General features: G+C 41.3%; 11 protein-coding genes and 1 pseudogene. 3 read left to right on the top strand and 9 right to left on the bottom strand.

What is annotated here, in order from left to right; all coding sequences use genetic code 11:
- Positions 1–11: 11 nt before the first annotated feature.
- The gene (locus E0H87_RS05480) at positions 12–1,814 is read right to left on the bottom strand and encodes an acyl-CoA dehydrogenase C-terminal domain-containing protein (protein ID WP_131322680.1); all 1,803 of its coding nucleotides are present in this window, start codon (positions 1,812–1,814) and stop codon (positions 12–14) included.
- A gap of 309 nt (positions 1,815–2,123) precedes the next feature.
- Positions 2,124–2,744, bottom strand: coding sequence for a hypothetical protein (locus E0H87_RS05475; RefSeq protein WP_131322679.1), 621 nt, complete (start codon positions 2,742–2,744; stop codon positions 2,124–2,126).
- A gap of 133 nt (positions 2,745–2,877) precedes the next feature.
- Between E0H87_RS05475 and baeS the strand changes: the two genes are divergently transcribed.
- The 3 genes from baeS to E0H87_RS05460 all read left to right on the top strand — a co-directional run bounded on the left by baeS (position 2,878) and on the right by E0H87_RS05460 (position 6,805).
- Complete coding sequence (gene baeS, locus E0H87_RS05470; protein ID WP_131322678.1) at positions 2,878–4,539, top strand: sensor histidine kinase efflux regulator BaeS; 1,662 nt, start codon at positions 2,878–2,880, stop codon at positions 4,537–4,539.
- Positions 4,540–4,550: 11 nt separating this feature from the next.
- Complete coding sequence (locus tag E0H87_RS05465; RefSeq protein ID WP_131322677.1) at positions 4,551–5,237, top strand: response regulator; 687 nt, start codon at positions 4,551–4,553, stop codon at positions 5,235–5,237.
- A gap of 212 nt (positions 5,238–5,449) precedes the next feature.
- Complete coding sequence (locus E0H87_RS05460; RefSeq protein ID WP_131322676.1) at positions 5,450–6,805, top strand: amino acid permease; 1,356 nt, start codon at positions 5,450–5,452, stop codon at positions 6,803–6,805.
- A gap of 1,204 nt (positions 6,806–8,009) precedes the next feature.
- Here E0H87_RS05460 and E0H87_RS05455 read toward each other — a convergent pair.
- The 7 genes and pseudogenes from E0H87_RS05455 to E0H87_RS05425 form a co-directional block, all read right to left on the bottom strand.
- Positions 8,010–8,381 (bottom strand): MmcQ/YjbR family DNA-binding protein, encoded by a 372-nt coding sequence (locus E0H87_RS05455; RefSeq protein WP_131322675.1) that lies wholly within the window; start codon positions 8,379–8,381, stop codon positions 8,010–8,012.
- A gap of 69 nt (positions 8,382–8,450) precedes the next feature.
- A complete protein-coding gene (locus tag E0H87_RS05450; RefSeq protein WP_131322674.1) occupies positions 8,451–9,896 on the bottom strand; it encodes a protein adenylyltransferase SelO in 1,446 nt (481 codons plus the stop codon).
- Between the two features lie 78 nt (positions 9,897–9,974).
- Positions 9,975–10,335 (bottom strand): annotated as a pseudogene (locus tag E0H87_RS05445) (DHCW motif cupin fold protein).
- 78 nt (positions 10,336–10,413) lie between these two features.
- Positions 10,414–11,580: an acyl-CoA desaturase gene (locus E0H87_RS05440; protein WP_131322673.1), complete on the bottom strand. Its 1,167-nt coding sequence runs from the start codon at positions 11,578–11,580 to the stop codon at positions 10,414–10,416.
- A gap of 289 nt (positions 11,581–11,869) precedes the next feature.
- Entirely contained in the window at positions 11,870–12,589 is a 720-nt protein-coding gene (locus E0H87_RS05435) for a glycerophosphodiester phosphodiesterase (protein WP_131322672.1), read from the bottom strand.
- 224 nt (positions 12,590–12,813) lie between these two features.
- Positions 12,814–13,392, bottom strand: a complete 579-nt coding sequence (locus tag E0H87_RS05430) for a cob(I)yrinic acid a,c-diamide adenosyltransferase (protein ID WP_131322671.1) — start codon at positions 13,390–13,392, stop codon at positions 12,814–12,816.
- Positions 13,393–13,490: 98 nt separating this feature from the next.
- Entirely contained in the window at positions 13,491–15,335 is a 1,845-nt protein-coding gene (locus E0H87_RS05425; protein ID WP_131322670.1) for a TonB-dependent receptor plug domain-containing protein, read from the bottom strand.
- Positions 15,336–15,358 lie beyond the last annotated feature (23 nt).

Raw genomic sequence — 15,358 nt, 5'->3', positions numbered from 1 at the left:
TTAAAGTATGTTTAGAACGCAAAGTGTTCTGCATCTAATGACATTAATGGCTCTACACCACCCGCAATCACATCGACGTGTGAACGAACACGTGGCAAGATTTTCTTGAAGTAGAAATGTGCAGTGGTCACTTTTGCATTGTAGAAGTCAACATCAGTGGTACCCGTAGCAAGTGTTTGTTGTGCAACCAACGCCATTTGAGCCCAGAGGTAAGCCAGCGTGACATAACCAGAGAAATACAAGTAATCTACAGCAGCGGCACCTACTTCATCTGGGTTTTGCATAGCGCGCATACCAATTTGCATGGTGAGGTCGCCCCATTCTTTGTTAAGCGCAGCAAGTGGCTCAACAAACTCTTTCATTGCTGCATTGTCTTTGTTTGCTTCGCAGAATTTGTGAATAATCTTGGTGAAGTCTTTTAACATTGCACCTTGAGTACCCAAAACTTTACGACCTAACAAGTCCAAAGCTTGAATTTCAGTTGTACCTTCATATAAGCAAGCGATACGAGTATCACGAACAATTTGTTCCATGCCATGTTCAGAAATAAAGCCGTGACCACCAAACACTTGTACGCCGTGTTTTGCAGATTCAGAACCTGTTTCGGTTAAGAATGCTTTAGCAATCGGTGTAAGTAGCGAGAGGATGTTGTCAGAGTATTTACGTTCTTCTTCAGTCGCACCTTGCTCAACGATATCTGCATGGAAAGACAATAAGTAAACCAATGCACGACCCGCTTCAGCATATGCTTTTTGCGTCAATAGCATGTTACGGACAGCAGGGTGAACAATAATTGGATCTGCTTCTTTTTCTGGAGCTTTAGGACCAGAAAGTGAACGCATTGCTAAACGGTCTTTAGCATATGCAAGTGCACCTTGGAATGAACCTTCAGATGCAGCAAGACCTTGAACAGCAGTACCAATACGTGCCGTGTTCATGAAGGTGAACATACAGTTTAGACCACGGTTTTCAGGTCCAATCAGGTAGCCTTTTGCGTTGTCAAAGTTAATGACGCAAGTCGCGTTACCATGAATACCCATTTTGTGTTCGATCGAACCACAACGTACCGCATTACGCTCACCCACAGTACCATCAGCATTTAAGTTGAATTTTGGTACGATGAATAGAGAAATACCTTTGGTGCCTTTTGGTGCGCCAGGAAGACGAGCAAGTACAATATGAATAATGTTCTCTGCCATGTCATGTTCACCAGCAGAGATAAAGATTTTCTCGCCAGTAATCGCATAGCTACCATCAGCATTTGGTTCAGCTTTAGTACGGATAATACCTAAGTCAGAACCTGCATGAGATTCAGTTAAGCACATTGTGCCTGTCCAAACACCTGATACAAGGTTTGGTAGGTAAGCATCTTTTTGTTCAGGAGAACCATGATGTTCTAAAGTACGGACTGCACCGTGAGAAAGTCCAGGGTACATGCCCCATGCCCAGTTCGCAGTACCGACCATTTCTGAAATCACGTTACCTAAAGAAACTGGTAAACCTTGACCGCCGTATTGTTCTTCAGCAGAAAGAGACGGGAAGCCAAGTTCGATATATTTTTGGTACGCTTCTTTAAAACCAGTAGGTGTAGTCACCACACCATCATTCCAAGTACAACCTTCACGGTCACCGCTTTGATTGATTGGAGACAATTCATTTTCACAGAAATCTGCCGCAGCTTCTAAATATTGGTCAACCAATTCACGGCTTACGGTTTCTTGGAAAGCAGGAAGTTTTGCATAATGTTGTTCAGCATTTAGTAATTCATGCAAAACAAACTGCATATCACGTAAGGGCGCTTTGTATTGTGGCATGTCGGTTTTCCTCAATACTGGTTTTAACCAGCGTTATAATCCTAATAAACATGGTGACGTGCCTTCAATGACACGTTTTTAAGTACAAGTTAATCGTGCAACATCTTGTTATAAGGTACAAGCACTTGTCCCTCATTTCTTAGTGACTGCAAAGTCAAGAAAAGGTGGCTTGAATTTTCTAAGTACATTGAGTGTAAACGATTTTATGTTTTTTTAGGTGATACAAATAGTCAAAAAACGTAAAAAGTTATGTTGCTCATTTAGGCATAAAAAAAGACGCTTGAGGCGTCTTTTTTGTTGTAAATCGGCTTATGCGGCTTGAGGTGGTGCCATATTTGTAGTTGGAGCCGTATTCGGTTGAGGTGGGTTAGGGAAGAAACGTACCGAACATTTGCCTGAAAGGGTTTGTTCACCTGCTTTAATTTGTACGGCTTTGCCATCTGCTTGACCTTTACAAGCAGTTTCTACCGCTTGTTGGAACGCTTGTTTTTCTTTCAAACGTTGATCGAATTGTTGCACCATTTGTTGGCGTTGTGCATCGGTTAGTTTTTCACCGCGTTGAGGACGCATCATGCCTTCATCACCTTGCATTGGGGCTTGACTCATACGCATCTCATGTCCACGTTTGTGGTCAGGTTGGAATATCATATGACATTGACCATCAATGGTTTGCGTGCCTGCTTTTACCTGAACAGTTTGCCCCACAGTTTTGCCATCACAGGCTTGTTGCATTTGTTTAAACATGGCCTTGTGTTCGGTACGCATTTGATCGCGTTCAGCACGTTGTTCAGGCGTTAGACGATCAGCATGTCGACCATCCATCGTGTGGTGCGGGTGCTCTTGTGGTTCTGGTGTGGATTGGCAAGCTGTTAATGCTCCGACACTTAAAATACCGCAGGTTGCTAATACAATTTTTTTCGTCAAGTTCATTACAAGTTACCCCAGCACGCTATTTTTCATTTGTGCTTAAAGATTAAATAATAAAGATGAAGAAACAATGGAGGGTTTTTTGAAAATAGGTTGGTTACAATAGCACTAACACAATAACAACCGAGCACCACTGTTGAATACTCGACGTGTCCCGATTGCGCTACGCCTCTTCTTGACTGTATTGCTGACTACCTTAGTGATTATCACACTGAGTTTAGGGGTGTTGCACTGGACCATGCAGAAAAATTTCACCAAGTATGTGGCAGATGTCGAAATGCAAAAGCTCGATCATCTGATTTCCAACTTGGCAGGGGTGTATTCGGTTTATCATGACTGGGGCAATGCCATTCAGGCTCAGATTTTACAAATTGAGGGTCAGGCCGACCCAGATGACTATGATCGACTGTCGCATTGGTGGTTGCGCCGACAATATGATATTGCCTTGCAGCAGCGTTATTTTGAAGAACACACCTTTGTGAATTTACCAGCAACGCTGGCTCGGGCAGATCAGGGAAAACCTTTGCTCGACCAAGAAGAATTACGCTGGCTAGAGTTAAACTTGCCCTCTGAATACCAACCCTTTGAAGGATTAAAATTTCCTTTAAAATCGAATGAAAATGCTTTCCGACCACCTGATCGTAAAGAAGGGCAAGCGCAAAATAAGTTAAAAGAGAGCAACAAGAAAAAGCAATTTATTTCAATGCCAGACCGTTTAGGGCTAAGTTCACGTTTATCTTTATATGATGCCAAGCGACAATTTGTGGTGGGTGAGCCTTCTTCAGATCAAATTTCCTATCGCCCGATTATCGTAAATGACAAAGTGGTGGGTTATTTAGGTTTAAAGCCCGTCCTTGATCAAGATGATGCCTTAAGTATCAACTTCTTTAGTAATCAAAAACGCTACTTATTTTTGGTTTATGGCTTGACCATTTTAGCCAGTCTAATTGCTGCATTATTGCTGGCGACCTATTTTAAGAAACCGATTCAGCGCTTGTTGAACGGGACACGTGAATTGACTCAGGGCAACTACCAACATAAAGTCAAAATTAACCGTAATGATGAATTAGGTGATTTATCTAATGAATTGAATCAATTGGCGGAAATTTTGGACCAGCATGAGACTTCGCGTCGGCAATGGGTGGCTGATACTTCGCACGAATTAAAAACCCCTTTGGCTGTGTTACAAGCGCAAATCGAAGCGATGCAAGATGGTATCCGCAAGGCAACTCCTGAGCATTTGGATGCCATGATGCGTCAAGTGAGTAGCCTGAAAAAATTGACCCAAGATTTGGCCGATTTGGCCCAAGCCGATGCTCAGCAATTGAAATGTTATGTTACTGCTGTAAATCCATGGGATGTGATTGTACAAGAGGTCGAAAACTTTAAGCCGAAGTTTGAACAAGCCAATCTAAAAGTCAGCGTGCAAGGTGATGCTCCTGTCTTACAATTAGATACAGACCGATTCAAACAAATTGTGGTCAACTTACTCAGCAACAGTATTCGTTATACCGAACTGGGTGGAGAAATCCAGATTCACACGGAACAAACTGAAACAGCGTGGAGCCTTTATGTAGATGATAGCCCGTATGGTTTGACCGATGAACAATTGCAGCACTTGGGTGAACGATTCTATCGTGTGGATGATTCACGAACCCGAAGTACAGGTGGAACAGGGCTAGGTTTGGCACTTTCATGTAAGATTGCTCAGGCACTCGGTGGGCATTTGCGTTTTGAACATTCACCATTAGGTGGTTTGCGTTGCAAACTCACTTTTCCCAAACAAATGAAACCATAAAGGAAATATTCATGAAGCATATTATGCTGGTTGAAGATGAAGTTGAACTGGCTCAATTGGTCCGTGATTATCTAGAAGCAGCAGGTCTTGAAGTCAGTCTGTTTCATGATGGGCAGGAAGCCTATGACAGTTTTATGCAACGCAAACCAAGCCTGATGATTTTAGACTTGATGGTGCCTCGAATGGATGGTCTGACCATTTGTCGTAAGGTTAGAGAGCAGTCTGACTTGCCAATTATTATGGTGACGGCACGAACCGAAGAAATTGATCGTGTATTGGGCTTAAATATGGGGGCTGATGATTACATCTGTAAACCCTTTAGTCCGAAAGAACTGGTGGCACGTGTGCAGGCGGTTTTACGCCGTTTAGACCGTAAAGCTGAGCCTGAAGAAAATGGCTTGTTTCGAGTAGATAAAGCTCAACAACGCATCTGGTATCAACAAAAGACCCTCAATTTAACTCCAACCGAATTTCGTTTATTGGAATTGTTCCTTGAGCATGTGGGACAAGTTTATTCACGCGTACAATTATTAGACCATATTAATCCAGATAGTTTTGATGTGGCAGACCGTGTTATTGATAGTCATATCAAAAACTTACGTAGAAAAATTTCGGATGCAGCCGAAACAGGCAACCGTCATGAATGGATTCAAGCGGTGTATGGTGTCGGTTATCGTTTTGAGTATCCAGAAGATTAATTCAGTTTTCTGAGTGATAGAAGAAGCGGATAAGCCTTGGGTTATCCGCTTTTTTTATGGGATTTAAGCAAAGGCGGCAATTAAAATTAGTAGTCCTTTTAAATCTCCAGTGGGTGAAAATGAGATAGAGCAATCAGCGACTTTAAAGGACAAGACTGGTTGATCGCTTGTGCAAGCGGTACAATTCATTTTTTATCAGATGAGCATGTGTTTTGAGCAGCGAGATGCCTAAACTTCAGCGCCGTTTAAAGAACCGCCATATCCAATTGATTGCTATGGGCGGTGCAATTGGTACAGGATTGTTTTTAGGTTCAGCACATATTATTGAGTCTGCTGGCCCATCTATTATTTTGGGTTATATGATTGGCGGTTTGATTGCATTTTTAATTATGCGTCAGCTCGGTGAAATGATTGTGCATGAGCCAGTGACGGGTTCATTCAGCTACTTTGCTTTTAAATATTGGGGGCGGTTTTCAGGCTTTTTAACGGGCTGGAACTACTGGGTGCTGTATATCTTGGTGGTGATGACGGAGCTGACTGCGATTGGTAAGTATGTGAATTACTGGTGGCCACATATTCCTGCTTGGGTCTCGGTGTTGGTGTTCTTTGTGGTGATCACACTGGCCAATCTTGCCAATGTCAAACTGTATGCAGAGTCTGAATTTTGGCTGTCGATGATTAAAGTTGTAGCGATTATCGCCATGATCATCTTCGGGGTTTACCTCTTGCTGACGGCAGATGTCGGTTCAACCGCATCCATCACGAACTTATGGGCACATGGCGGGTTTTTCCCACATGGCTTTGAAGGTTTGTTTTATATGCTGGCCTTTATGATGTTTGCTTTTGGTGGCATTGAGCTGATCAGTATGGCGGCTGCGGAAACCGAAGATACTGAAAAGAATATTCCAAAAGCAGTCAATCAAACCGTGATTCGGGTTTTCCTATTCTATATTTGCTCGTTGGCGATTCTTTTATCTTTGGTGCCTTGGAATCAATTGGATTTGGGTGGGCTGGATAAAAGTCCATTCGTGCTTATTTTTAAGCAAATGGGCATTGATTGGGCAGCGCATTTACTGAATTTTATTATTCTGACTGCATCGGTTTCTGTGTGTAATAGTGGCATGTATGCCAATAGTCGCATGCTATTAGGACTGGCAGAACAGGGCAATGCTCCGCAAGTTTTTAAGCAGGTTAATCGACAAGGGACACCGATTGCGGCTGTTTTATTTTCAGCATTACTGATTTTTGGTTGCGTGTTGTTAAATTACTTCTTGCCTGAAAAAGCACTGAGTTATCTGATTTATATTGTGGTCAGTGCGGCGGTGTTGAATTGGATGATGATCAGTTTGATTCATCTTAAATTTAGACAGAGTATGAAAAAACAGGGTATTCAGACCAAGTTTCCAGCCTTATTTGCACCATTTAGCAATTATTTTGTTTTGGCCTTTATGCTGATGATTTTATATATCATGTGGAATCAAGGTTTTATGCTTTCAGTCTTGATGCTTCCTGTCTGGATCTTCGTGTTATTTGTTTTATTTAAAACATTGAAGTCGAAGAAAAGCTAAAGCGCAGGTGATGATGTTGAAAAGGACTCAATCTGAGTCCTTTTTTATTGGGCTTTTGAGCGTTAGGGTTCTGACTCATGGGTAAATTATAAGCCTCTTAAATAATATTTTAGTTTGTCTTTTTACTTTTACATTTGTTTTAGACAAGGTCGATCAGTCTGTATTCAAGTCAGTGAAGCGTTCCGTTAGCGATGAGCATGTCACTTCGGGGTGGATTGAGAGATAGAGCCCATACTTTTCAATAATCAAATCAAATAAGCAACTGAGCAGGAAAATGACTTAGGTTTTATTCAACCTCAGAGGATTTTTGTCTGAGGTTTGGCATGGACTTTTGATTAACTTGGGTGGAGAGTGAGCGACTCTCATACTGAATCTTTTCGGATTGATCTGTATAGGTAATTAAATAAACAAAATTGAGAAAGGAAAGGTTGTATTTCCAACAGATTGAAGCAGTGAGCTATAAAGTTGGTTTTAAATCACGCAAAAATTAATTTTAAGGAGTAAGGTTCTGCTTCAGTCATCCATAAAACTATCCACAATTTCTGCGGATAATTTTGGGGGTAAGTCTGATTAAGCTTATTTTTCTATGTACGTTTTGGCTTACACCAACTCAAGCGGATTGCGTCTAGGTCAGCCCTAAAATTTTTTATAAGATGCAGTTATGGAGAACAGGATGTTCCAAAACATAAAACAAAAATGATAAGTTCAACACTAGGATGTGAGGTACGACAGGAGTTATACCTAGCGAACTAATACGAAAAAGCCCGACAGGATGTTGGGCTTTTTTTATGAGCTTAGCATTACCCACTTTGCTTTTAATTTCGATTTTTTATTCCAAAGTGGGTAATACATAGAAAATGTCGGAAAGCTGTTTAGCCGAGATAATATGTGGAAATGTCATCTGCAACTTGCATGGTGTAAGTAAGATATTGTTTCTTAAATATATTTTAAAAAAATAAAAGACGTGAGCAGGTTTTGCCTAAACAAAAGTAGGGCGAGCCCGAGCTAGTCAAAGCGACTAAAGCTTTGGCGAAGCGCAAGATGAAGTGGCGAATGATGAAATTCGATGAGAACTCAATAACACTCCGCCAAGATAATTGTTTTTCAATAAATTAGATAAATTTTTAAGCCGAAGTCAGATTAATTAAAGAGAAAAATTCGAATTAATTAAAGAGAAGAATTCGAAAAAGTATTTACCAAATATTTATGTGATGGCTTTAAGTGCAGCGATCCGCTGTCTTTGTTGTTTATTCAGCTTGGATACCACGAGTTCATAAGAACTTTGAACAAGATCAATGACTAAATCCGAATCTATGTTTTCATCCTCATAAATTGAAATCCAATGCTTTTTATTCATATGCCATCCTGCATGAATATATGGATAAATATCACGTAGCATCGCGCCGTGGTCAGGCGTAACTTTTAAGTTACTTAAAATTGCACCACTTAAAGATGAATTGAGTAAAAATATTTTATCCATGACTTTATACACATCACAGCCTTCACCAAAGGGCTGACTACAAGTGACTTCTGGTAGGGCAAGTGCAGCTTTTGCAGCAACAAGATGTAAGGACATGGTGATGATCACTCTAATGGGAGGGGGCTGTGGATATTGTTGAATTTATCCACAGTTTAAGCCAATCTTTTAAGATGAACAACTCACCATCACTTCAGGAACATCCGTTGGCAAAGGTGCTAAATCCCCAACTTTCTCTAGTGCCTCATTTCGCTCAAACGGTTGACTGAGTAGGTCAAATAAACGTTCGACTTCTGAAAAGTCATTCCGCTCAGCCAGTTCAATCGCTTTTTGTGCCATGTGATTGCGCAGGAGATAAACAGGATTGGCTTGTTGCATTGCAGCATCTAGTTCTGCTGTGTCTTGATTGGCACGAATCTGTTGGTATTGCACAAGGAAACTTTCAAACTGACGGCGGTCGAGACAATCATCTTTGATCATTTCATATTGTTTATTTTGCAAACGAATAAAGCTTTCGGTGTAGTCGAGCTGTTCGGTTTGTAGAATCCGTAAGAAGGTCATGGCACAGTCAAAACTGTCAGTATGGAAATGAGGCAAGCCCATTTTCTGACTTAAGCCTAGTTTATAGTGCTCCAAGAATGTGGGTTCATAGTGCTCTAGGCAAGTGGCAAGATCTTGCTTCCATTGTTCTTTGTCATAGTCTTGAGGGCAAAGCGGAATGAGGTTATTCAGCCATGTCCATAAATTCCAGTGTCCAATGCTCGGTTGTTGCTGATAGGTATAGCGACCTTGGTAATCCGAGTGATTGTTGATCCAATTGGGGCGGAAACGTTCCATAAAACCGTAAGGACCAAAATCGAGGGTTGAACCCGTAATATTCAAATTATCGGTGTTCATGACGCCATGTGCAAAACCAACCAATTGCCATTTGGCAATCATCACCGCAGTCCGTTGAATCACTTGGGTGGCAAAAGCCAAGATGGGTTGTTCGGCTTGTAAGCATTCAGGATAATGCCATTCCATACATTTTTGGGTAAATTCGGCGAGTAAATCAGGTTGATACTGATTGATCCACTCAAAGTGCCCCAGACGAATATGACAGTCTGATGTGCGTAACATCATCGCACCTAATTCTAGTTTTTCCCGCTGCACGCCTTGAGCCGATGAGGTAAAGCCCACGGCATTACTCGATGCGATGCCTAAACTATTCAGCGCATGTCCAGCCAGATACTCCCGAATAACCGAGCGTAATACCGCACGCCCATCGCCCATACGTGAGTAAGGAGTAGAGCCTGCACCCTTTAAATGCATGTCAATGGTTTGCCCATTTTGATCGAGAATTTGCGCGATCAATAAACCCCGACCATCACCGAGCTGCCCTGCCCACTGACCAAATTGATGCCCAGCATAGACCATTGCCAATGGTTCAAATTCACTAAAGGGTTTTTGTCCGCTACAAATCTCTACCCAAGACTGTTTGTCGACTTCAGACCATTGCAACTGTTCTGCCAATGCAGCATTGAAATGACCTGCTTTTGCCCCTTTCAGTGGCAGAGGTTGTTGATGGTGATAAAGCTTTGAAGGAAGGAGGGAGTAGCGCGAATTGAACTGCATAGTGAAGGATCACAAGGGATAAGCCATGACCCCATCAATATAGCAAAGTTTTAGTGTTAAGAGATATATCCAACTGTTTTAGTCAACTATAAACAGCTTGGCACCCTTCGAGGTAGATGAGCGATGGGCTTCGGCCTGATCCGCAACTTGGTAACTCATGCCAGCCGTGAGGGTAAAGCTACGACCATCATCTAGTTCGGTGTGTAGTTCGCCTTCTAAGCACAACAGGATATGCCCTTTAGAACACCATGAGGATAAATCAAGCACTGCTTTGTTTATACGCAAGGGCCAAATAGTTCTCCGAATACTCCGCCATACATACGCGAATCGTGTCAAATTGCTGAGTGCACCACAAGGCGTAACCTTGATCACCTGTATGATGCGTGGTTGGTATCTCTGCCCAGTGGGTGATGCCGAAAGGGATGTTCACTATATTCATATGGTTTTCTTTTATGTACTGCTAAAAAAAGCCCCTTGCGGAGCTTTCTTTCGAAACGATCAATTCATTAGGCAGCAATTACTGTGAAACAGGCGCTTTTTTAATGCTACGCATCAGCTTGGTTAAAGTCTCACGATGATGTCCTAAACGCTTTTCGACCAACTGAAATTCAACTTTGAGTTTCTCATCCATTAGATGGATTTTTTCAGCCACAGCAGTTTTCTTCGCTTGAATTTCTTGTTCTTTCAACTTTGCCCAGTCATTCAAGGTTTGAGTAAATGCATCGTACTCTTGAGCAATACGAGCTTTAGCCGAATTGATATCGTCACTAACGTTTAGACCATGAACTTCTAAGTCTTGTTCAGCGTATTTGAACTTCATCGCAAGTTCAGCTTTTTTGATATTAAAGCTTGGAATACGACGTAAGTTTTTCGCTAAACCGAGTTTTGAACATGACCAGATTAACCATTTGGTTGGATCATACTGCCACCATTTCACACCATTACGATAATCGTATTGGAAAATATGGTGATAGTTGTGATAACCCTCACCCCAAGTGGCAATCGCAAGCAAGAAGTTATCGCGTGCAGTATTTTCGTCCGTATATGGGCGTTTACCCCACATATGGCAAAGTGAGTTAATGAAGAAGGTCACATGATGGCTCAGGATTAAACGTACCAATCCACCCAAAAGTAACACGCCCCACATATCGCCAACCGCCCAACCAATCGGTAATAAAATACCAGTATGTACCAAAATAACCAAAGGCACATAATATTTATGTTGGAACATGACCAACTTGTCATTTAACAGGTCAGGTGCATTTTTAAAATTAGGCTCTGCTGCTGGATAGTCATGTAACATCCACCCCATATGGGCAAACCAAAAGCCTTTATTGATTGAGTACGGATCTTTTTCCACATCATCGACATGACGGTGATGTGTACGGTGACCAGAAGACCAGAATAAAATACTGTTCTGAACGGCAAAAGTACCCATAATCATCAGAATGATTTTTAAAGGTAGCGTCGCCTCATAAGCACGATGTGCCCATAAGCGATGATAGCCCGCAGTAATACCCAAACTACTTATACCTAATAACACAATCATGCTGACCCACGCGCTTGCGCTAAAATCATGATTAATGGCATAGAGTGGAACAGCGATAACTGCAACAATAGGTAAAAAAACCAGTGCAAAAATTGCAATCCAGTTAATTGGGGCTTGAGGTAGGGGAGGATTCATCTCCAACAGCACTCCTAGAAACCTGATACAGGTTAAAATTGAGGACTTAAATCATTACAAGTTGTAAGGATTAAGATTCTGGCATATTAGCATGAGCAACATTTGTACTCTAGCATTATTGTACAGTTGTATTGTACTAAACAGTAACAGAATAAGACTATGCTAAGATTGAATTTATCGTAACCAATCCGCTATTTTTATTGGTTGCTTGAGGTATTTTATCTGTGCTTTGGGTCAATCGAATGAAAGAGGCCTATAAGCTGTGCTCACTCGTATTGACCGTTAGAAATTAAACCGACTGTAATTGCTGTTGCATCATCTTCGGAAAATCAGTAATTAGACCATCTATACCGCAACTTTGTAGATGCTTGGCACGATCAATATCATTGACGGTCCAGACACTAACCTTTAATCCTGCTGCTTGGGTTGCTTGAATTAAGGCATCACTTGCCAATTGATTCATCCAGCCAATACGGCTACAGCCTAATGCTAGTGCCTGTTCAATGGCACGTTCTTGAATGTCCTCTTCGATCAGAAGTCCACGGTTAAATCGCGAGTTAGACTGTTGTAAAGCTTGGTGAATTTTTAAGTCAAAACTGGTGATAACCGCATTGTGCTCAAATCCTGTCAAAGCTTGCTCTAAACTTTGAATCAGTTTTTCTGCTGCTGCAAAATCATTCACGGCTTTCACTTCCACTTCTAGATGAGAAAATTCACGTAGAATATTCAAGCTTTGCTCTAGGGTCGGCGTTATCTGAGGTTGCCAGTCCATCCAGATCGTGGCTTGGTTGTAGTGAGCTAAATCATTCACTGTGCAGGTGTAAAGATTTTGTTCAATTGAGGTCGTGCGTAAAAAATTATCATCATGCATCACGACCAAGGTGTCATCTTTAAGTTGGCGCACATCAAACTCGACAGCACGGATGCCTAAGTCATGTAAATATTGGAATCCACCTAAAGTATTTTCAGGGGCTTCACCCCGTGCGCCACGATGTCCGATAATTTGCATGTTTTAATCTGCCTAGTGATTGCTCTAGTTTGATTATTACGGACTTATCTGAAATTTCACAGTCCATAGTCTTGTATTTGTCCCCTTATTTTTAGAAATTTAAGTCCTCAATAAATGTTTGGATATTGATGTAAATGAAAGTTCGCTGAAATGATCTTAAATTCAGAAAAAGTCATGATTGAGACTGAATACTGGTGATTTAGTCTCAATCAATGCACTTACTTTTAAATCGTGTCGTTAATATTTTTTTGCCACAGTACTTCCGAGCCACCTTCAGCACGCTGTAAGGCGCGAGATGCAACAAAGAGCCAGTCAGATAGGCGGTTGAGCAGCTGTAGTGCAGTGGCTTGAATGTTCTGGTCACGGGTGTGTACCGACATTAGGCTACGTTCTGCACGGCGGCATACCGCTCGCGCTTGATGTGCATAGCTACATACCAAAGAACCTGAAGGTAGAATAAATTCTTTCAGCATGGGCAAGTTTTCATTCATGTTGTCAATTTCTTTTTCAAGAAACTCAATACAAACAGGTTGTAGTAAATGGTAGTTGGGAATGCATACTTCACCACCTAAGTCGAATAGCCAATGCTGAATGAGACTTAAGCTTTTATCCCAGATTGCTTTGTCAGTAATAGGGCTTGCGCTAATTTGAGCACGAAGTACACCAATCGTTGAATTGAGTTCATCCACATCACCAAGTGCGGTAATTCGTAGATCATCTTTAGTTACACGTGATCCATCACCAAGTCCTGTGGTTCCTGTATCCCCTGTGCGGGTATAAATTTTACTTAAACGGTGGCCCATAATTTTACCTAGGTTTAAATGAAAAAAAGGATAATGCCGGTCAAAACATTATCCATAAACTGCGCTGTTTTAAAATTTTTTTGAGTCTTTAAGTTAAATTAATAACGGAAAGTGACTCCTGCGGTAGCTAGGCGGCCGCTTGCAAGGTAGTACGAGCTAACTTCGTTATTCCATGCCGCTTTATAAGTTGTATCCCCAAGGTTGTGAATGTTTGAGAACACTTTTACATGTGGGTTAATTTGCCAATAAGCATTCATGTCGATCGTGGCATATCCAGGAATCTGTTGAATATCTTTAGATGAACCTTTAGCAACCAAAGAAGTTGTGAAACCATAGACTCCATTATCCCAACCCGCAGATAATGTGAAGTTTTGACGTGGACGGTTTGGGGCATCTTCGTCAGTATCATCATTTTTGGGTTGTACATAAGCATATTCTGCATTTGCGAATAAGTTATCCTGTTTCCACTTTAAACCAAGCTCGGATCCAGTGAACGTTGCTTTCTTCAGATTGTAAAACTTAAATCCTGTAGAGGCATTAGATACCATAAGATTGTCAACTTTGGTTTGATAAACAGAACCATACAGTTGAATACCGTAATTAAGGGAATGATCAAAACCTAGTTCATAAGAAATACTTTCTTCTGGTTTTAAGTCTGGATTACCGCCCCACCATGATGGTTCAGAAATAATTTGGCCTACAACAGGTGCTCTAAACGCTGTACCTACATTGGTGTAAAAACTTGTTTTTGGTGTGGCAAAGTAACGAGCAGCGAGTTGACCAACAGTATGTGTACCAAACTGCTGATTATCTTCTACACGAACACCTGCTTGCGTTGAGAACAGATCATTTTTAAACTGATGTTGGACGTAATAGCCAATGGTCTCATTGTCGGATTTAAAGCCTGTGTCACCGATATAAGCAGCGACTTTCTCTGCTTCTGTTTTATTGTATTCAACACCAAAGAGTATGTTCTGATGCTGAGTGAATTGCCATTTTAGGTTGGAGTCAATTTCTTGCTGTTCTGTATTTACAATTGAAGGATAAGATGACTTGACTACATTGTATTGATCATCAAACTGAGAAAGACGCGTATTCCAAGTTAAATTATTGCTTAAGTTTAAGCGTCCTTGAACGTTATAGAGACGGTTAAGGAAGTCATAAGCTTCTGGTGCACCATAAGAAAAATAATCACCAGTCCCTTTATTTTCTTTAACTTCAGCAGAAAGACCATAAGCTTCTTTTTCTACGCCTACTTTCGCACTATAGCCTTTTTGGTCAAAGCCTGCTTTACGGTCATCATTGGCAATAATTTGATCACCATCAGTTTCAAAACGTTGACCGCGGAGCTGAGCATAAAAACCGTCTTCTGCAACATCAACACCTAAAATGGTTTTATAGGTATTACGTTCACCAGCTTCAATCGTTGTAAATATTGAGTTTTCTGTTGGTATTTTGGAAATGAGCTGAATTACACCACCAATTGCATCTGTACCATATTGAACTGAGGCAGGACCTTTTAGAATTTCAATTTGTTTCACATCTGAAAGGTCAAAAAGAGGAATGTTGGTACCAGCTACAGTTGCAATGTTTGAACGCATACCATCTTGTAGAAATAAAGTATGCGCTGCATTGGTACCACGTAAGAATACTGATGCTGTTTGTCCATAACCACCAACTTGCTTTACAGTTAAGCCAGCTTCTTTAGTGAGTAGGGTCGGAAGGTCTGTAACTGGAGACTGTTCAATAGTTTTTTCATCAATCACAGAAATACGTGCAGGAACATTTTCAATCTTTTCTTCAGAACGTGATGCAGTAACCACCAATGTTTCTAAAGAAGCATTCACAACATTCGTGTTATCTTGCGCAGATACAGACGTAGAGAAACCCATCGCAATAGCGATTGCGCCCACTAAAGCAGTAGGCTGAAATAAATTTGGCATGCTGGCTCCATACATTCACCCCC

Source organism: Acinetobacter sp. ANC 4178 (genome assembly GCF_004331175.1).
In the GTDB taxonomy this organism is placed as follows: domain Bacteria; phylum Pseudomonadota; class Gammaproteobacteria; order Pseudomonadales; family Moraxellaceae; genus Acinetobacter.
Note: the sequence above shows the minus strand (reverse complement) of the source record. Positions and strands in the feature narration are given on the sequence as shown.